This is a genomic window from Streptomyces sp. ISL-94 (genome assembly GCF_018614075.1).
GTDB lineage: Bacteria > Actinomycetota > Actinomycetes > Streptomycetales > Streptomycetaceae > Streptomyces.
The window spans coordinates 21,192-39,998 of the sequence record NZ_JAGGOZ010000045.1 but is presented as its reverse complement, the minus strand read 5'-3'; the positions used below and the strand labels follow the sequence as shown (position 1 = coordinate 39,998).

General features: G+C 72.8%; 19 protein-coding genes. 13 read left to right on the top strand and 6 right to left on the bottom strand.

The features are described 5' to 3' along the window. The first annotated feature begins 6 nt into the window (after positions 1–6). Complete coding sequence (locus J7E94_RS16550) at positions 7–387, top strand: hypothetical protein (protein WP_215016186.1); 381 nt, start codon at positions 7–9, stop codon at positions 385–387. Here the strand turns inward: J7E94_RS16550 and J7E94_RS16545 are convergent, their stop codons facing one another. The 5 genes from J7E94_RS16545 to J7E94_RS16525 all read right to left on the bottom strand — a co-directional run bounded on the left by J7E94_RS16545 (position 388) and on the right by J7E94_RS16525 (position 5,061). Further along, complete coding sequence (locus tag J7E94_RS16545; RefSeq protein ID WP_215016185.1) at positions 388–1,398, bottom strand: LLM class F420-dependent oxidoreductase; 1,011 nt, start codon at positions 1,396–1,398, stop codon at positions 388–390. A gap of 214 nt (positions 1,399–1,612) precedes the next feature. Beyond that, a complete protein-coding gene (locus tag J7E94_RS16540; RefSeq protein WP_215016183.1) occupies positions 1,613–2,419 on the bottom strand; it encodes a DUF5336 domain-containing protein in 807 nt (268 codons plus the stop codon). A 162-nt stretch (positions 2,420–2,581) separates the two neighbouring features. Next, entirely contained in the window at positions 2,582–3,502 is a 921-nt protein-coding gene (locus J7E94_RS16535; RefSeq protein WP_215016182.1) for an N-acetylmuramoyl-L-alanine amidase, read from the bottom strand. Positions 3,503–3,648: 146 nt separating this feature from the next. Beyond that, positions 3,649–4,293 (bottom strand): class I SAM-dependent methyltransferase, encoded by a 645-nt coding sequence (locus J7E94_RS16530; protein ID WP_215016181.1) that lies wholly within the window; start codon positions 4,291–4,293, stop codon positions 3,649–3,651. A gap of 348 nt (positions 4,294–4,641) precedes the next feature. Then, on the bottom strand, positions 4,642–5,061 hold the full coding sequence (locus J7E94_RS16525) for an ATP-binding protein (RefSeq protein WP_251056754.1): 420 nt from the start codon (positions 5,059–5,061) through the stop codon (positions 4,642–4,644). Between the two features lie 85 nt (positions 5,062–5,146). On the opposite strand from J7E94_RS16525, the gene J7E94_RS16520 reads away from it, so the two are divergent. The 6 genes from J7E94_RS16520 (at position 5,147) to J7E94_RS16495 (ending at position 11,960) form a co-directional block, all read left to right on the top strand. After that, positions 5,147–5,995: a helix-turn-helix transcriptional regulator gene (locus J7E94_RS16520; RefSeq protein ID WP_215016222.1), complete on the top strand. Its 849-nt coding sequence runs from the start codon at positions 5,147–5,149 to the stop codon at positions 5,993–5,995. Continuing rightward, positions 5,955–6,221 (top strand): DUF397 domain-containing protein, encoded by a 267-nt coding sequence (locus tag J7E94_RS16515; protein ID WP_215016180.1) that lies wholly within the window; start codon positions 5,955–5,957, stop codon positions 6,219–6,221. Before J7E94_RS16520 ends, J7E94_RS16515 begins: the two co-directional genes overlap by 41 nt. A gap of 100 nt (positions 6,222–6,321) precedes the next feature. Beyond that, positions 6,322–6,492, top strand: coding sequence for a hypothetical protein (locus J7E94_RS16510; protein WP_215016179.1), 171 nt, complete (start codon positions 6,322–6,324; stop codon positions 6,490–6,492). A gap of 101 nt (positions 6,493–6,593) precedes the next feature. Continuing rightward, positions 6,594–8,534: a serine/threonine-protein kinase gene (locus J7E94_RS16505; protein WP_215016178.1), complete on the top strand. Its 1,941-nt coding sequence runs from the start codon at positions 6,594–6,596 to the stop codon at positions 8,532–8,534. Between the two features lie 75 nt (positions 8,535–8,609). Then, positions 8,610–10,754 (top strand): acyl-CoA dehydrogenase, encoded by a 2,145-nt coding sequence (locus J7E94_RS16500; protein WP_215016176.1) that lies wholly within the window; start codon positions 8,610–8,612, stop codon positions 10,752–10,754. 12 nt (positions 10,755–10,766) lie between these two features. After that, entirely contained in the window at positions 10,767–11,960 is a 1,194-nt protein-coding gene (locus tag J7E94_RS16495) for a lipid-transfer protein (RefSeq protein WP_215016175.1), read from the top strand. Between the two features lie 157 nt (positions 11,961–12,117). Here J7E94_RS16495 and J7E94_RS16490 read toward each other — a convergent pair whose 3' ends face one another. Then, positions 12,118–13,452, bottom strand: coding sequence for an amino acid permease (locus J7E94_RS16490; RefSeq protein WP_308345146.1), 1,335 nt, complete (start codon positions 13,450–13,452; stop codon positions 12,118–12,120). A 156-nt stretch (positions 13,453–13,608) separates the two neighbouring features. On the opposite strand from J7E94_RS16490, the gene J7E94_RS16485 reads away from it, so the two are divergent. The 6 genes from J7E94_RS16485 to J7E94_RS16460 are packed head-to-tail and all read left to right on the top strand — an operon-like array spanning position 13,609 to position 18,805. Beyond that, the gene (locus J7E94_RS16485) at positions 13,609–14,121 is read left to right on the top strand and encodes a flavin reductase family protein (protein ID WP_215016174.1); all 513 of its coding nucleotides are present in this window, start codon (positions 13,609–13,611) and stop codon (positions 14,119–14,121) included. Then, positions 14,118–14,477 (top strand): chorismate mutase, encoded by a 360-nt coding sequence (locus J7E94_RS16480; RefSeq protein WP_215016173.1) that lies wholly within the window; start codon positions 14,118–14,120, stop codon positions 14,475–14,477. Before J7E94_RS16485 ends, J7E94_RS16480 begins: the two co-directional genes overlap by 4 nt. Before the next feature lie 58 nt (positions 14,478–14,535). Next, positions 14,536–16,005 carry an FAD-binding oxidoreductase gene (locus tag J7E94_RS16475; protein ID WP_215016172.1) on the top strand — a complete coding sequence of 490 codons (1,470 nt, stop codon included), beginning with the start codon at positions 14,536–14,538 and terminating at the stop codon, positions 16,003–16,005. A 50-nt stretch (positions 16,006–16,055) separates the two neighbouring features. Continuing rightward, positions 16,056–17,243 (top strand): acyl-CoA dehydrogenase family protein, encoded by a 1,188-nt coding sequence (locus J7E94_RS16470; protein ID WP_215016171.1) that lies wholly within the window; start codon positions 16,056–16,058, stop codon positions 17,241–17,243. A gap of 47 nt (positions 17,244–17,290) precedes the next feature. Further along, the gene (locus J7E94_RS16465; RefSeq protein WP_215016169.1) at positions 17,291–18,268 is read left to right on the top strand and encodes a methionyl-tRNA formyltransferase; all 978 of its coding nucleotides are present in this window, start codon (positions 17,291–17,293) and stop codon (positions 18,266–18,268) included. A gap of 12 nt (positions 18,269–18,280) precedes the next feature. Next, positions 18,281–18,805, top strand: coding sequence for a quercetin 2,3-dioxygenase (locus tag J7E94_RS16460; RefSeq protein WP_215016168.1), 525 nt, complete (start codon positions 18,281–18,283; stop codon positions 18,803–18,805). Positions 18,806–18,807 lie beyond the last annotated feature (2 nt).

Here is an 18,807-nt window from a genome sequence, read left to right as displayed (position 1 = left end):
GGGCGGATGATCGAGTACGTGTTCCTCGCCGGAGGGGCCGCCGGGATCGGCTGGCTGGTCCGCCGCAAGCACCGCGCGCGGGGGGCCGCCGTGCCCGTGCCCGGGATCCCCGGCATGGCGCGCCGGCCCGCCGGCGAGGGCCGCTGGCGTCCCGGCCGGCTGTACGAAGACCAGGGCGCGCCCCGCTGGATCCCGCAGCGCGGCGCGCCCGTGGCGCTCCCCGGGGGCCGGGCCACCGGGGTGCGGGCCCCCTCCGTACGGGAGGGGATCTCCATCAACCCCGGCTCGCGCATCGTCACCTGCGCGTACGAGGGCGGCGGGAGCATCGAGATCGCCGTCATGCCGCTGGACCTGCGCGAGCTGCTGGCCGTCCTGCCGCAGGCATAGCTAACTGTTGAGCTCCGCCAGTACGCGCAGGGTGTGCGGGTCCGGGGCCGTGAGGAGGAGGTCGGTGACCGGGCCCTTGCGCCACAGTTCCAGGCGCTCCGCGATCCGCTCCCGGGGGCCGATCAGCGAGATCTCGTCGGCGAACGCGTCCGGGACGGCCAGGACCGCCTCCTCCTTGCGCCCGGCGAGGAACAGCTCCTGGATGCGCCGGGCCTCCTCCTCGTAGCCCATGCGCGCCATGAGGTCGGCGTGGAAGTTGCGGGCCGCGTGCCCCATGCCGCCGATGTAGAAGCCGAGCATCGCCTTGACCGGGAGGAGGCCTTCCGCGACGTCGTCGCAGACCTTGGCCCGGGCCATCGGCGCGATCATGAACCCCTCGGGGAGCTCGGACAGCGAGGCCTGGTAGACGTCCGTGCGGGTCGGCGACCAGTAGAGGGGGAGCCAGCCATCCGCGATGCGGGTGGTCTGGGCGATGTTCTTGGGGCCCTCCGCGCCGAGCAGGACCGGCAGGTCCGCGCGGAGCGGGTGGGTGATGGGCTTCAGCGGTTTGCCGATGCCGGTGCCGTCCTCGCCGCGGTACGGGTGGTGGTGGAATCGGCCGTCGAGGACGACCGGGCCCTCGCGGCGCAGCACTTGGCGGATGACGTCCACGTACTCGCGGGTCGCGGTGAGGGGGCTCGCGGGGAACGGGCGCCCGTACCAGCCCTCCACCACCTGAGGGCCGGACAGGCCCAGGCCCAGCATCATCCGGCCGCCGGAGAGGTGGTCCAGGGTGAGGGCGTGCATGGCGGTCGCGGTGGGGGTACGGGCGGCCATCTGCGCGATGGCGGTGCCGAGACGGATCCGGGAGGTGTGCGCGGCGATCCAGGTCAGCGGGGTGAAGGCGTCCGAGCCCCAGGCCTCGGCGGTCCACACCGAGTCGTAGCCGAGGTTCTCGGCCTCGGTGGCGAGGTCGAGGTGGTCCGGGTTGGGGCCGCGGCCCCAGTAGCCGAGTGCGAGTCCCAGGCGCATGGACGGTCCCCTCCGCGATGCCGAGTCGTGGGCGTGGTCGTTGGCCGCGATATCTGACGGTACGTCAGGTGACTGTAGGGCACCGGCACTCTGCCCGGAAGGCCGAACCGGCATCGTGGCGACGCCGGACACGCCGACAGGCCGGGCGGAGAGGTCTCCGCCCGGCCTGCCGGGGTGTGTGCGCCTGTGCGTGCGTGCGTGCGTTCCGCGCCGGTCAGCCGCGCTGGATGCCCGAGGTGTCGTTCAGGACGCCGCGGCGGCCGTCCTGGGTCTGGGCGACCAGGGCGGACGGGCCGCGCTGCTCGACGGCCAGGTACCAGGTGCCGGGGGCGAGTTCGGCGATCTGGCTGGAGGAGCCGTCCTCGGCGAAGAGGGGGCGGGCCACCGGGACCGCGAACCAGAACGGGGAGAAGTCCGCCGCCGGGGCGGGCGCCGGGGTGTCCTGCGGACCCGGAGCCGGGGTGGGCGTGCCGCCGTACGGCGGGGCCGGCTGCGGGGTGCCGCCGTAGGGCTGCGGCTGCTGCCCGCCCGGGTACCCGTACCCGGCGCCCGGCTGGGGCTGGGCCCCGTACGGCGGGACGGCGGCGGGCCTCGGCTCCGGCACCAGCTGGCCGGCCAGCGCCGGGATCTTCGCGCCGGCGACGGCCACACCGGCCAGGGCCAGCGTGGCGAGGAAGGCGATGATGCAGCCCGCGCCGAGGTCGGCGCCGCTCGGGCTGGTGATCAGGGACCACAGGGAGGACCAGGCGGCCGCGACCGCGAGCACCGTCCCCCACGCGGACAGAGGCAGGCCCGCGAGCTTGCGGGCCTCCGGCTGGAATCGGGCCGCGACGAGCAGACCGGCCGCGATGAAACCGAGCAGGAAGATCGTGGGGAGCGCCAGACGGTACACGTCGGTGTCCCACACGCTCGGCAGGTCGAGGCCGGTCGCGGAGTAGAAATCGAGGAACGAGGCGATGAACAGCAGTGCCGCTGCTCCGATCACCACGCCGTCGCCTCGAGTGAGGGAGCGGATGTTCACGTCTTAGGTGTCCTTCTCGGTCTCGGTCGTCTCGTGGTGCCGCGGTCGCAGAGCATGCACGCAGCGGGGCGGGCGGCACCATCGTACGGAGGTCTCCGGCGGCCGAGAGGATCGGGGCGTCGGGCGGTCCCACCGGGAGTCCCGGCGGGACTCCCGCTTGGACTACCCGCCGAGGAAGCCGACGATGCCGTCCGCGATGCCCTGGGCCGCCTTCTGCCGCCACGCCGGACTCGTCAGCTGCGCCGCGTCCTTGGCGTCACGCATGTTGCCGCATTCGATGAAGACCTTGGGCCGAGTTGACAGGTTCAGTCCGCCGAGATCGTCGCGGATCACCAAACCGGTACCGCTTCCGAGGTAGTTGGCGGGCGACGAACCGGTGGTCCGGGCGAAGTTCCCGGCGATCCGCTCACCGAGCTGTCGGGAGGGTTCGACGATGGCCGCGGTGTCGGCGGCGCCCCCCTTGACCTCGGCGGGGAGGATGATGTGGAAGCCGCGGTTGCCGGCGGAGACGCCGTCGGCGTGGACGGAGACGACGGCGTCGGCCTTCGCCTCGTTGCCGATACGGGCGCGCTCGTCGATGCAGGGGCCCCAGGCGCGGTCGGCAGCCTCGTGGGTGAGAACCACCTTCAGGCCCTTGGCCTCCAGGAGGGTCCGTACGCGCACGGACACGTCCATGGTGAACTCCGCCTCCATGTAGCCGGAGTTGGTGGTGGTGCCGGTGGTGTCGCACTCCTTGCGGTTCGTGCCGATGTCCACCTGCCGCTCGATCTCGTCGGTGTGGTCGAAGTTGCCCGTGTTGTGGCCGGGGTCGATGACGACGGTCCGGCCGGTGAGCGGGCCCTTGGCGGGGGCCGCGGCGGGCGAGGCTGCCGGGGCGGCGATCGGCGCGGCCGCCGGTTTCGCGTCGCGGCCGTCCGGCCCGGCCCCGGTCAGTACCTGGGTCAGGACCCAGCCGGCCAAGGCGGTCGGAGCCAGCGCGGCGGCCGCGATGACGAGGGTGGAGCGGCGCGTGAACCAGGGCCGGTGGTCCGGCCCGGCCGACGCGGCGGCTTCGGGGCGTGGGGGGCTGTCGTCGTTGCGCACGCCGCGATGCTAGACCGGGGGCCCCCGGAGGGTACGGACCGTGGGCCATCCGGGGGCGTGGTGTGCTTATCGGTTATATGTCCGCGAAGTGTGCGAAATATGCCCGCCCAGTGCGTGCGAATGCCCGCGAATGTTCGTAAGTGCCGTTATATCCCGGACCCGGTGCGGCGCAGCACGCGCAGGGAGTCGGTCACCGAGACCTCCTCGAAGGCGCCGGAGGCGAGGGCCCGCAGGTAGATCCGGTACGGGGCCTGGCCGCCGTCGGCCGGATCCGGGAACACGTCGTGAATGACGAGCGTCCCGCCGGGGGCGATGTGCGGGGCCCAGCCCTCGTAGTCGCCGGTGGCGTGCTCATCGGTGTGGCCGCCGTCGATGAAGACCAGGCCGAGCGGGCCGCCCCAGGCGGCGGCGACCTGCGGGGAGCGCCCGACGATCGCGATCACGTGGTCTTCGAGGCCGGCCCGGTGGAGGGTCCGGCGGAAGGTGGGCAGCGTGTCCATCAGGCCGATCTCCGGGTCCACGACAGTCGGGTCGTGGTACTCCCAGCCGGGCTGCTGCTCCTCGCTGCCGCGGTGGTGGTCCACGGTGATGGCCGCCACCCCGGCCTCGCGGGCGGCGTCGGCGAGCAGGATCGTGGAGCGGCCGCAGTACGTCCCGACCTCCAGCAGCGGCAGCCCGAGCGCGGCCGCGGCCGTCGCCGCCTCGTAGAGGGCGAGGCCCTCCCGTACGGGCATGAACCCCTTGGCGGCCTCGAATGCGGCGAGGCTCTCCGGCTTGGGCGTGGCGGCCATGGTGTCTCCGGCGGTGGAACGGGGTGCGGGCGGGCCCCATGCTGCCTTACCGCCCGGTAGTGGTCCAGGCTGGGGCCCGTCCCGTCCCGACCCGTCCCGAACCCCACCCACCCGCCCCGTCCCCGTCAGCCGTCGACGTCCGCGCAGATCGCCTGGATCAGGGGACCTGCCTGGGCGGCGGGAGCGGAAGCGAGCCCGACGGCGATCGCCGGGGCTGCCGCCGACGCGATGCGGGACGCAACGAGGTGAGCCCATGGCCGCCCGTCCCAACGCCGCCGGCGCCGCCCGGCCATGCTCATGGGACCGGACAGGGCGGCTGTTTCGCCCGATGGACCAGCTTGGGACGTGTCACGCCTCGTCGCACTCGAACCAGACCGTCTTGCCCGTCGGGGTCGGATCCGTGCCCCAGCGGTCGGTCACGGCCTCGACCAGGAGCAGCCCGCGCCCCTCCTCCGTGAGCCCGTCGTCGTTGCGTGGGCGGGCTACCCGTGGGTGGGCGGGGCAGCCGTCCGTCACCTCGACCCGCAGCCCGTTCGGCTGCCGCAGGATCAGCACCGCGCAGCCCCGCCCGGGCACGTGGCGTACGACGTTGGCGACCAGCTCGGTCAGCGCCAGCTCGGCGCCATCGGCCAGCCCGGGCAGGCCCCAGCGGTCCAGGAACATCCGCAGGATGCGCCGCATGTGCCGGGCGGAGTGCTCACCCACGGTGAAGCCCATGCGGTAGCTGCGGCCAATTTCCGACGGAGAGTGGTCAGTTGCCTGATTCATGTCACCAGCGTGGAGTGGCGTGGTTACGCTCGGCTACAGGCCGAACCGAACGCCGCACGGCGTGAACTTGAGGGGTGACCGCCTCATGGTCAACATCCGCGAGCTCGACCCCAGCGCATCGCCGCTGGATTACTACGGCTCCGAACTCCGCCGCTTGAGGGAAGAAGCGAGGCTGAAGCAGGGAGCGCTGGGAGGCATCATCTTCTGCACGGGCTCGCTGATCGGGCAGATCGAGACGGCGAGGAAGGTGCCGACCCGGGACTTCTCGGAGCGGGTGGACGCGGCGCTCGGCACCGGTGGGGTGTTCTCCCGGCTGGTGGGCCTGGTCCTGCGCAGCCAGCTGCCGACGTGGTTTCAGGCGTACGCGGAGATGGAGGCGAAGGCGGCATACATCTCCAGCTACCAGGCGCAGCTGGTCTACGGGCTGTTGCAGACCAAGGCGTACGCGCGGGCCGTGCTCGGAGTGCGGACCGACGGGGACCTCGACGCGAAGGTGGCCGCCCGAATGGAGCGGCAGCGGATCCTCGACCGCGAGAACCCGCCACTGATGTGGGTGGTCATGAGCGAGGCCGTGTTGCACCAGGAGATCGGCGGCCGGGAGGTCATGCGGAACCAACTCGCCCACCTGTTGGACCTCCAGGGGCGGGAGTGGGTGAAGGTGCAGATCCTGCCGTTCGAGGCGGGGGCCCATGCGGGACTGCCGGGCAGCTTCAACTTGCTGAGGTTCGATGACGACCCGGACCTCGTCTACACCGAGGACTTCGTCCAGGGTCATATGACGGCCAACCCGCAGGCTCTCAGGGAAGGTTCCCTCCGTTACGATCACTTGCAGGCCGCCGCCCTCTCCGTAAAGGACTCGGCGGAACGGATCGCCCGTGTAATGGAGGAGCGCTATGGACACCATCCAGTACCTGACGGGCGCGCGATGGCGTAAGTCTTCGTACAGCTCTGACACCGGCGGAGACTGCGTCGAATGCGCCCCTCTCGGCGCCGCCGCCTGGCGTAAGTCCTCCTACAGCGGAACCACCGGCGGCGAGTGCGTCGAGGTCGCCGCCCAGCCCTGCCTCATCGCCGTCCGGGATTCCAAGAACCCCGACGGCCCGGCCTTCACCGTGAGCCCCGCCGCGTTCACGACCTTCGTGACGGCCCTCTCGGTATGATCCCTCCCCGTACCGGGGGAGGGGCGGGGCCGTATGCAGGGCACAGGGCTGTCCAGCCCGACGCACGGGGGGCCGTTCCGGGTCCTCGCGTACGGCGGCCGTGAGGGACGCCGATGCGGACGAGCCCAGGCCTTGGCCGGCTTCGCAGTTCGTGCGCCCGCCCTCGCTCGGGCAGGCGCTGGACGCCGTCGGGCCGCTGCCCGAGCCGTCGGTGCGCCGGCTGGCGGCCGGGCCGGCGCACGCCCTGACCCAGGTACGGGGCGGGGGCTGATCCACCGGGACCTCAAGCCGTCCAACGCCCGCGCCGCAGTGGCGGCCATGCCCCGCTGAGCGAGCGAGGGCCGAGTGGAGTGGAGAGGTGGGCGGGGCGGTATGGAAGACCTGGGGCCCTCGGGACCGAAGCGCGTGGGGCCGTTCGACGTGCTCGGCGTGCTGGGGCAGGGCGGTATGGGGCGGGTGCTGCTGGCCGCCGGGCCGGACGGGCGGCTCGTCGCCGTCAAGCAGGTGCTCGCGCACTTCGCCGACGACGAGGGCTTCCGGGCCCGGTTCCGGCGCGAGGTCGCGGCCTCGCGCAAGGTGTCCGGCGCCTACACGGCGGCGGTGATCGACGCCGACGCGGACGCCCCGACGCCGTGGCTGGCTTCGGTGTTCGTGGCCGGGCCGTCCATGGGCGCGGTCGTCGAGGCGGTCGGGGTGCTGCCGGAGGACGTCGTACGGCGCCTCGCGGCCGGGCTGGCCTCGGCCCTGGCGGAGATCCACCGAGCGGGGCTGGTGCACCGGGACCTCAAGCCCGACAACGTGCTGCTCGCCGAGGACGGCGTACGGGTCATCGACCTGGGCATCGCGCGGGCTACGGAACCGGGCGCCGAGGGCGACACCGGGCTGACGCGGACCGGCTTCGTCGTCGGCTCGCCCGCGTACATGTCGCCCGAGCAGGCCGAAGGCAAGGCGCTCACCCCCGCCAGCGACGTGTTCTCGCTCGGCTCGGTGCTGGCCATGGCGGTGACCGGCCGCAGTCCGTTCGCCGGATCCTCCACCCTCCAGACCCTCTACGACGTGGTGCACGCCGAGCCCGACCTGAGCGCCGTTCCGGCGGGGCTGCGCGAGGTCGTCGCGGGCTGCCTGGCCAAGGACCCGGCCGCCCGGCCGTCCCCGGCGCGGCTGCGCGAGCTGATCGGCCCGGTGCCTCCGGCGGGGCGGCAGTGGCCGTCCGCCGTGTACGGGATGATCGCCGCGCAACGGTCGGCCATCGACCGGCTGCTCGACGGCCCAGGCCAGGCCCACCCGGCCGGCCCGGCCGACGGCGACGGTCCTGCGCAGGGCCACGGCCCCGCCGACGGCCCCGGCCCCGGACCCGCGGAGGGCGGCCCCTCAGACGGCCACGGCGACGGCGACGGCCACGGCGACGGCCACGGCCCCGGCCCCGGACCCGCGGAGGGCGGCCCCTCAGACGGCGACGGCCACGGCGACGGCCACGGCGACGGCCACGGCCACGGCCACGGCCACGGCCACGGCGACGGCCACGGCGACGGCCACGGCCACGGCCCCGGACCCGCGGAGGGCGGCCCCTCAGACGGCCACGGCCACGGCCACGGCCCGACCGAGCCGTCGGCACCGCCCGGCCGCCCGGCTCCCCTCCCCGCCTCCGCACCCGCACCGCGGAAGGTTCCCGCCACGGCGGACACGGAGGCGGGCCCTGTGCGCGTCCCGCGGATCCCGTCCGTCCCGCCCGCCCCGACCGTCCCCCCGGACACCCCCCGCCTCCGCAGCCCGTGGCGCGCTCCGCGTCGGATCGTGACCCTGGCGGCGGCCGGTGTGCTGCTCGTGGCCGGTACCGGGGTCGCGCTGTACGTACGGGACCGGGTCATGGCGCCCGTCGCCTACAAGGCCGTCCCGACCTGTCAGGTGGTGCAACTGCCTCTGGTCATGCGGTCGACGACCCGCGACACCCGGTCCGAGACCCCCGAGGGCGTGCGGGCGGGCTGTAACTGGGACGGGCTCCCCTTCGGCGCGTCGCCGGCCGCGCTCGTCCGGTGGGACCTGAGCCTCGGCGGGGACGCGGACGCCAACGCGGGTACGCAGAGGGAGCGTTTCCGACTGGAGGCGGCCGGTCAGCGCGAGGCGCCCCACCTCGGGTTCGGCACTGAGGCCTATTGGGGCTCTGCCGGTCCCGACTTGACCTGTGCCCTCGCCGTCCGCGAGGGCAATCTCTCCGTCTGGGTGGGCCTCCAAGGCCATCCGTACACCAAGGTCGCCTGCGAGACCAAGGCGAAGGAGGTCGCCCGGGCCGCGCTGAAGGCCGCGACCCGCTGATCCGGCGCGGCATCCCGAAGAACACGTTCCCATCTGACCTTCCGTCAGATTGGAACGTGTTCTAGTCTGCCGCGCATGGGCATCGGAATCACGCAAGAACAGCGGGAGTTGGCCGAGGCGGCGCGCGGCTGGGTGGCGCGCGCCGTGCCGCCCGAGGAGGTGCGCAAGCTCCTCCACACCCCGCCGCAGACCGGCACGCGGCCCGCCTACTGGGACGCGATGACCGCGCAGGGGCTGCTGGAGCCGCACCTGGAGGGCGGGACCCTCCTCGACCTGGCCGTCGTCGTCGAGGAGGCGGGCCGGGCCGCGCTGCCCGGGGCGTACCTGCCGAGCGCGCTGGCCTCCGTACTGCTGGAGCGGGCCGGGGCCGATCCGCTCGACGGCCGGGTCGGGGCCGTCGCGCTCGGGCCCGGGACGCTGACCGCCGTCGCCGTCGAGGGCGGCGGACACCTGCTCGACGGGGTCGCGCCCCCGGTGCTCGGCGCCGGCGAGGCCGACCTCGTGCTGCTCGCCGCCGAGGCCGCGCACGGCACCCGCTGGTTCGCCGTGGACGCCGCCGCGCTGGACATCCGTACGCAGGAGAGCGCCGACCCGACCCGCCCCACCGCAGAGGTGCGGGCCCGCGGGGTCACCGTGGCGCCCGGCCGGCTGCTGGAGCTGGACGCGGCCCTGGTCCGGGACCTGGCCTGCACCCTGTTCGCCGCCGACGCCTGCGGCACCGCCGCCTGGGCCCTGCACACCGCCGCCGAATACGCCACGGTGCGCGAGCAGTTCGGGCGCCCCATCGGGCAGTTCCAGGGCGTCAAGCACCTGTGCGCCGACATGCTGGTCCGGCTCGAGCAGGCCCGCGCGCTCGCCTGGGACGCCGCCCAGGCCATGGACGAGCCCGCGGAGGTGCGCTCGCTGGTCGCCGCACTCGCCGCCGGGACCGCCCTGGACGCCGCCTACTCCTGCGCCAAGGACTGCATCCAGATCCTCGGCGGCATCGGCTTCACCTGGGAGCACGATGCCCACATCCACCTGCGCAGGGCCCTGGTCGCCCGGCAGCTGCTCGGGCCCGGCGACGGGCACCGCCTCCGGGCCGTGCGGCTCGCGGCGGCCGGCGCGCGGCGCGAACTCCGGCTGGTGATGCCTCCGGAGAGCTTGCGGGAAGGTGAGAGCCACCGCGCGAAGGCCCGTACCGCCATCGAGGACGCCCGCGGGCTCGACCCGGCCGCCGCCCGGCGGATCCTGGCCCCCACCGGCTACGCGGCCCCGTACCTGCCGCCTCCCTACGGCCTCGGCGCCGGACCCGTCGAGCAGCTCGTCGTCCAGCAGGAGCTGCGGGCGGCCGGGGTCAAGGTCGCCGACCTCGGCATCGCCACCTGGGTCGTGCCCTCGCTGATCGCCTACGGGACGGACGCGCAGCGGGAGGCGTACGTCCTGCCGACCCTGCGCGGGGACGTCACCTGGTGCCAGCTCTTCTCCGAACCGGGGGCGGGCTCGGACCTGGCCTCGCTGCGGACCCGGGCGGAGCGCGCGGAGGACGGCTCCTGGAAGGTCAACGGACAGAAGGTGTGGACGAGTTCCGCCCACAGCGCCGACTACGGGATCCTGCTGGCCCGTACCGACCCGGCCGCCCCCAAGCACAAGGGGCTCGGCTACTTCGTCGTCGACATGAAGAACACCCCCGGCATCGACATCCGGCCGCTGAAGGAGATCACCGGGGAGGCCCTCTTCAACGAGGTCTACTTCGACGACGTGCCGCTCCCGGCGGACGCCCTGGTCGGGGCGGCCGACGGCGGCTGGAAGGTGGCCCGCAACACCCTCGGCAACGAGCGCGTCCACATGGCCGACCAGATGACCTTCGACACCGGATTGGAAGCCCTCCTCGCGCGTGCCGCCGACCTCGACGGCGCGTACCGGGCGCGCATCGGGGCGCTCACCGCCGAGGCACACGCGCTGGCGTGCATCGGGCTGCGCACCACGCTCCAGCAGGTGTCGGGGCTGGAGCCGGGCGCGGGTGCGTCCGTACGCAAGCTCGTCCAGACCCCGCACCAGCAGCGGACCGCCGAGCTCGCGCTCGAACTGCTCGGCCCGGCGGGCGCGGTACGGGAGGGGGCGGGGGAGCGGGCGGTGCACGGGATGCTCATGTCCCGCTGCCTCACCATCGCCGGGGGCACCACGCAGGTCCAGCTCAATGTCGTCGCCGAGCGGATTCTCGGCCTCCCCAGGGACTAGGAGTCATCGGGCATGAAGTCGCACAAGTCGTACATCGTGGGCGTCGGCATGACGAAGTTCGAAAAGCCGGAGTCGCGGGACTGGCAGTACTGGGACATGGCGAAGGAGGCCGGGTCCGCGGCGCTCGCGGACGCGGGGGTGGAGTACGGGCTGGTCGAGCAGGTGCCGGTGGGCTACTGCTTCCAGGCCTCCACCGCCGGCCAGCGGGCGGCGTACGAGCTGGGGCTCACCGGGGTGCCGGTCTACAACGTGAACAACAACTGCGCGACGGGATCGACGGCGCTGATGATGGCGCGGCAGTTCGTCGAGGGCGGGATCAGCGACTGCGTGCTGGCGCTCGGCTTCGAGAAGATGAAGCGGGGCGCGCTGGGCGGGGGTGCCGACGGGGGCGACTTCAAGTCGTCTCCGGTGGCCCGGCACTACGGGATCATGGCGGCGGGGCACGGGTTCGAGATGTCCCCGCCGACCGCGCAGATCTTCGGGAACGCGGCGCGCGAGCACATGGAGCGGTACGGGACCACGGCCGCGCAGCTGGCGGCGGTAGGCGCGAAGAACCACCGGCACTCGGCGAACAACCCGAACGCGCAGTTCCAGGACGTCTACTCGGTGGAGGAGATCCTGGCGGCGAAGGAGATCCACGCGCCGCTCACGAAGCTGCAGTGTTCCCCGACGTCCGACGGGGCGGCGGCCGCGCTGGTGGTCTCGGAGCGGTTCGTGGTGCGGCACGGGCTGCACGACAAGGCGGTGGAGATCGTGGCCCAGGCGATGACGACGGACACGGAGGCCAGCTTCGGGGGGTCGTGCATCGACGTGGTCGGCAAGCCGATGACGGCGGCGGCGGCGCGGCAGGTGTACGAGGCCTCCGGACTCGGCATCGAGGACATCGACGTGATCGAGCTGCACGACTGCTTCTCGGTGAACGAGCTGCTGACGTACGAGGCGTTGGGGATGTGTGAGGACGGCGCCGCCGGGAAGCTGGTGGAGAGCGGGGCCACCACGTACGGCGGGCGCTGGGTGGTCAACCCCTCCGGGGGCCTGATCTCGAAGGGGCACCCGCTCGGTGCGACGGGGCTCGCGCAGGCGGCGGAACTGGTCTGGCAACTCCGTGCCGAGGCGGGCTCCCGCCAGGTCCCCGGAGCCCGGGTCGCCCTGGCCCACAACATCGGCCTGGGCGGCGCGGCGGTGGTCACCCTGCTCCGGAAATAAGGCTGAGCGCCGCTGCTGGGGCTCCGCCCCGCACCCCGCGCCTCAAACTCCCCCAGACTCCGTCCGGGGGGACCCCCAGGCGAGGCTGGGTCGTGCCCGGCGGGGCTGGGGGTGCCGCGCCGCTCAAAGACTGGGGCTCCGCCCCGGGCCGCGCGCCTCAAACTCCCCCGGACTCCGTCCGGGGGGACCCCCAGGCGGGGCTGGACGTACGGCGGCGGGAGAGGGCGTGGCCCGTCAGGCACAGGGTGGCCGTGAGGGCTGTTGAGGTGAGGAGTTGGGTGCGGGTGGGCGGGGTGGTGGCCATCAGGGCCATCACCGCCACGATGGCGGAAACCGACAGCCAGGTGGTCGCGGGGAAGCGGCGCAGGAGCAGGTGTGAGACCGAGACCGCGAGCCACATGAAGAGCATGGCCGCGCCCATCGACTTGGCCAGTGCGGGCAGGGCCGATCCGGGCCACAGGGCCTCCGGGAGGACCGCCGCGAAGCCCACGGCCGAGGCCGCGGCCACCGCGCGGGTGGGGACCTGCCGGGCGGAGCGGCGGCGCAAGGTACGCGGGGCGTCGCCGCGTTCGGCGAGGGAGTGGAGCATCCGCGAGGTTCCGTACAGGTTCGCGTTGAGCGCGGAGAGCAGGGCCACGAGGATCACTCCCTCGGTGAGCGTGCCCGCGTGCGGGATGCCCAGCCGGTCGAGGGCGGCGACGTACGGGCTCTCGCCGGGGCGGGCCGCGGTCCAGGGCAGGATCAGCACGACCACGCTCACCGAGCCGAGGTAGAAGAGGGCGATCCGCCAGATCGCGGTGCGCACCGCCGAGCGGATGCCGTTGCCCGGGTCCTCGGACTCCGCTGCGGCCATGCCGATCACCTCCATCCCGCCGAAGGCGAAGACCACCCCCAGCAGGGCGGTGACGATGCCGGCGATGCCGTGCGGGGCGAAGCCGCCGTGGGTGGTGAGGTGGGTGAGGCCGGGGGACGCGGTACCGGGTAGGGCGCCGGCGAGGGCGGCCACGCCCAGGGCGATGAACACCACGATGGCGCCCACCTTCAGTGAAGCGAACCAGAATTCGGCCTCGCCGAACGTACGCACAGAGTTCATGTTCGCTGTGGTGAACAGTGTCATCACCGTCAACGCGAAGGCCCACGACGGTATCCCGGGGATCCAGGAGTGCAGGATCGCCGAGGCAGCCAGGGTCTCGACGGCGATGGCCACCGCGGTCACCCAGCCGTAGAGCCAGCCGGTGGCGAAGCCCGCCCAGGGGCCCAGTGCGCGCTCGGCGTAGACGGAGAACGAGCCCGATGCCGGGAATTCAGCGGAGAGTTCGCCCAGCATGCGCATCACGGCGAGGGCCAGCAGGGCCGCGAGGGCGTAGGCCACGATCACGGCGGGGCCAGCGGCGGCGAGTCCCTGGCCGGTTCCGATGAAGAGTCCGGCGCCGATCACCCCGCCCAGGGCGAGCATCGTCAGGTGGCGTTGGCGTAGTCCGTTGGCTAGCACGTTACTTCCCTTACTTCCCTTGTGCAATGCGGTTGCCAAGGAGTGGAGTTGTTGAAGTTGGCGCAATCTGTGTTAGAAAAGCTATCAGCGTTCACAAGACGCGCTAGCGTTTAGACAGCAACAAGATTCGCACAACCGTGCGAAGGGGGAAGTGTGATGCCGTCCACCGTAAGTACCCGTCACACGCCCGCCGACCTGCGGTCGGTGATGCGCCGGTTTCCGACCGGAGTCACGGTGCTGAGCAGCGGAGACGTCGACAACGCCGTGGCCATGACGGTGAATTCGTTCACCTCGGTCTCGCTCGACCCGCCGCGCGTCCTGGTCTCCGTGATGCGCACGGCCCGCGCCCACCCGGTGATCACCAGCACCCGCAGGCTCTCCATCCACCTGCTCGCCGCCCACCAGGGCGATGTGGCCCGGCTGTTCGCCTCGCCCGACAAGCCCTCCGGCCGTCGGCTCGGCGAGTACCTCACGCGCTCGGCGGAGGGACACGAGATCCTGCCCGGCGCCCTCGCCTCGCTCAGCTGCGAGGTCGAGGACGACTACGCCGGGGGCGACCACAGCCTCTTCCTCGCCCGGGTCCTGCACACGACCCCCGGCGACAGCGGCCACGACGCCCTGCTGTTCCACCAGGGCGCACTCATCCCGGCCGCCACGCCGCGCGGTTGAGCGTCAGCGCCGTCCGCGGTGCCATCGGCATCCCCGTCGACACCCCGCAGGGGATCGCGGACGCCACCGTGGAACTCCTCGACGCCCTCCTGCACGCCAACCGGCTTGACCGGTCCGGGCTGATCAGCCTGATGTTCAACGTCACCGCCGACCTGACCAGCAACAACCCCGCGCTCGCTCTGCACGAGGCGGGTTGGGACCTGCCCGCCCTGTGCGCGCAGGACGCCGCCTTCGCCGGAGCCCCGCCGCGGATGATTCGCGTGCTGGCCCATGTCCGCTGGACGGCCGCCGGCCGCCCCGTGCCCGTCTATCTCGGCGGCGCCACCCGGACCCGACCGGCCATCTCTTCTTCCTGACGTTCGTCCCTCTGACGTCCGTCGACTCTCGTCCCTCCCGCACCACCGAGGATTCGCCATGCCCGAAACCACTTCCGGAACGGGGCTCGACACCGTTCTCGACGCCGTCGAGAAGATCGTCGGCATACGCCATGTCACCCGGCCCGAAACCGGCACGGGACCCCTGCCGCCGACGGGCAACGTGTCCGGCTTCGGCGCCCGCGCCACGCACGCGGTCATCCGCCCCGGCACGGTGAACGAAATCCGCGCCGTGATCCAGGAGTTCGACCGCCGCCCCGAGCTGCCCGGCCTGCACGCCGTCAGCACCGGGCGCAACTGGGGCCTCGGCTCCAAGGAGCCCGCCGCAGGACCCGTCGTACGGATGGAACTCGACCGCCTCGACACCCTGCGCGAGCTCGACCTCGACGCCGGATACGCCATCGTGGAACCGGGCGTCACCCAGGCGGTGCTGTCCGGGCAGCTCGCCGGCACCACCCGCATGCTGAACGTGACCGCCTCCTCCGGGCACACCTCCCTCGTCGGCAACATCCTCGACCGGGGCGTCGGACTGCGCCGCCAGCGCACCGAGGACCTGGTCGGCCTGGAGGCCGTCCTGCCCGACGGGCGCGTCGTGCGCACCGGCTGGTGGCCCGGCACCGGAGCAGGCAAGGCCGTCAACCCGTACGGTCTCGGGCCCAGCCTGCTCCACCTGTTCACCCAGTCCCCGCTGGCCGTCGTCACCGCCGCGGTGATCCGGCTCATCCCGCGACCGCAGGCCCAGCAGGTCGTCCGGCTCACCTTCGAACGGGACCGACTGGCCGAGGCCGTCGAGCAGATCCACCAGTGGCGGGCCGGCAACGCCGTGTCGGGCGTGGTCAAGATCTACGACACCGCCTCCTCCGCCACCTACGGCGGCGAGGACGGCCACGGCTACCTGGCGCACCTGTGCGTGGACGGCACCCGCTCCACCGCCGCCGCCCTCGCCGGGGCGCTGACCGCCGAGGCCGAGGCCTGCGGTCTGTTCACGGGGATCACCGCCGGGCAGGAGCCGGCCGCCGACGACATCGTCTCCAAGGTCGTGCAGGCCGCGTACGCCGGGTCCGTCGCCCACAACGAGGACATGCTGGCCTCGGCCACCGGCACCAGCGCCGACCGGGTCGACGCGGAGGGCAACGGCTGGCTGTTCTTCCTGCCGCTGATCCCCTTCACCGGAGCCGACACGGTCCGCGCACTGGCCATCCTGGACCGCATCCACCTGGCCACCGGCATCCGGCCCGGCGCCACCGTCAACGCCCTCGACGCCGACGTCATCGACCTCGTCGTCTCCTTCCCCTTCGACCGCGCCACCCAGGGCCCCGCCGCCCACCAGGCACTGGACCTCGCCTACACGTGGTTCGCCGAGGCCGGATACGCCCCGTACCGCATCGATTCCGAGCACGCCTCCTGGGCCGGCCGGACCGCCGCCGACCCCGCCGCGGGCGAGCTGACCCGCGCCATCGCCGCGCTGATCGACCCCAACGGGACCATCGCGCCGGGCCGTTACCTGTGACCGGCCGCGCCGCCCCGTCCGCATCCTCTTCGCACCAAGGAACCGCAGCCATGACCACTGCCCTCGCACCCACCGCCGTCCCCGACACCGCCGAGGCGATCCTCGCCCACGCCCGGACCCTCGTCCCGGTCCTGCGCGAGGCCTCCGCCCGGATCGAGGAGAACCGCCGGCTCCCCGCCGACATCGTCGCCTTGCTGCGCGACGGCGGAGTCTTCCGCGCGGCCATGCCCAAGACCTGGGGCGGCCCCGAACTGACCTCCATGCAGCAGTGCGAGCTCATCGAGACCATCGCCACCGGCGACCCGTCCACCGCCTGGTGCGCCATGATCGGTATGGGCTCGGGCATTTACTCCGGCTACCTCGACGACTCCGTGGCCCGCGAGATGTACCCCGGGCTGGACCTCGCCAACTCCGGCTGGATCTACCCGCAGGGCCGCGCCGTGCGCGTCGAGGGCGGCTACCGCCTCACCGGCCGCTGGAAGTTCGGCTCCGGCTCCTCCCACTGCGACTGGCTCGGCGCCGGCTGCCTCGTCGTCGACGAGAACGGCACCCCCGAGGCCGACCCCCTCACCGGCGCGGACACCCACTGGCGGGTCATGATCGCGCGGCCCACCGAGTACACCTTCCACGACACCTGGCACACCACCGGCCTGGCCGGCTCCGGCAGCCAGGACTACTCCTGCGAGGACCTGTTCGTCCCCGCCGAGCGCTCCTTCAGCTTCGGCGACCCCAAGCGCACCGGCCCGCTGCACAACAGCCCCGACGCCATCCTGCGCAAGATGCCCGGCATCCCGCTGGGCATGGCCCGGGCCGCGCTGGACCATGTACGGGAGATGGCCGCGCACCGCACCGACCGCGAGACCGGCACCCCCTGGGCCCAGGACCTCCGGATCCAGAGCACGATCGCCCGCCTGGAAGGCGAACTGACCGCCGCCCGAGCCGGTGTCTACACCACCCTCACCACCCAGTGGAACGCCCTGTCCGGCGGCACCGAGTTGACCGACGACGCCCGCGTGGCCACGGCCATCGCCCGCCACCACGCCTTCCGCACGGCCCGGCACATCGTGCAGACCCTCTTCGACCTCGTCGGCGGGTCCTCCGTCTACAAGCCCTCGCCGATGGACCGGTGGCTGCGCGACGCCTACACCATGAACCAGCACGCGGTCGCCCAGGACTCCATCCTCCAGCTCACCGGGAACGTGCTGCTCGGCGGTACGTCGACCAGCCCCTTCTTCTAAAGAGACCGAGAGACCCGAGAGACCGAGAGACCCCAGGGATCACCGCCATGGACCGCATACGCGTCGTTCTGTTCTCCGAAGTCAACTCCAAGCTGGGTTCGCCGTTCCTGAGCATGTTGCACGGCCACCCCCAGGTGGACCTCGCCGCCGTGGTCACCTCCCCGCGCGGCAAACGGTGCTCCTACTTCACCGAGGACTCCGACCAGGTCGACCTGGTCACCCAGGGAGCCGCCCTCGGCGTCCCGGTGCTGCGCCCCGCCTCCGTGAACAACCCCGCCTTCATCGACGAGCTGGAGCAGCTCGACGCCGACTACTTCGTCGTCGGCAACTTCCAGCAGATCCTGCGGGAGCGGCTGCTGTCCGTCCCCAAGGAGACGGCCGTCAACTTCCACCCCTCCCCGCTGCCCCGGTTCGCCGGACTCTCCCCCTTCTACTGGATGATCCGCGAGGACGCCGAGGAGTCGCTGGTCTCGGCCATCGAGATGGCCCCCACCCTCGACAGCGGCGACCTGCTCATGCAGCACCACGTACCGCTCACCGGGCGCGAGACCGGCCTGGACCTGCGGACCGCGCAGGAGCGGGCGAACGTCCTCATGCTGCTCGACCTGATCCCGCAGCTCGCCGGCCGCAGCCTGGTACGCACCGTGCAGGACCCCGCCCGGCGCACCTACTACGGGCGCCCCACGGACGAGGACCACCAGCTCGACTTCCACCTGCCGGTGGCCGTCGTCGAACGGCACGTCCGGGCCGCCTACCGCCATCCCGGCGCCTGGAACGCCGACGCGGCCGGCCGCCGGATCCGGATCCTGTCCGCGGACCCGGCCGGGGCCCCGTTCCCGGCCGCCGCCTCGCCCGGCCTGATCGCACGCGACGCCCAGGGCGCCGTGTACGCGGGCTGCGCGGACGGCTGGCTGCGGATCCTGACCACCGAGTCCGACGGGCGGGAAGTGCCCGTGAACAGCACCGCCCAACTCCTCGCCGGAGACCGGCTGGTGTCCCCCCGTACTCCTTCCCCCGCATCCTGAGGTCCGCCCGCCATGTCACTGATCGAACAGCGCGACACCGCGCATCCGCCGACCGTCACCAAGGTGCTGCACGTCCCCTCCGGCCAGGGCCCCTCGGTCTGGCTCAACGGCGACGTGTACACGGTGAAGGTCGACACCGCCGAGTCAGGCGGCACCATCACCCTGCTGGAGGCCTCCGTGCCGCCCGGCGGCGGCCCGCCGGCCCACGACCACCGCAACGAGGACGAGGCGTTCTACCTCCTCGAGGGCGAGCTGGAGTTCTACGCCGACGGCCGGACCTACGACGTGAAGGCCGGCGACTTCGTTTTCGTCCCCAAGGGCACCGTCCACCGGTTCCGCAACAAGGGCCTGCACGCGGCGAAGCAGCTGCTGATCTTCACGCCGAGCGGCTTCGAGGAGTTCTTCCTCCAGGCGGGGGTCCCGGCCCGGCCCGGCCTGCCCATCCCGCCCTTCGACCCCGCCGACAATCCGCGGGCGAAGGAGATCGCCGAGGAACTCGGCTCCTTCCAGGTCTCGATCCCCTCCGAAGAGGTCTGATT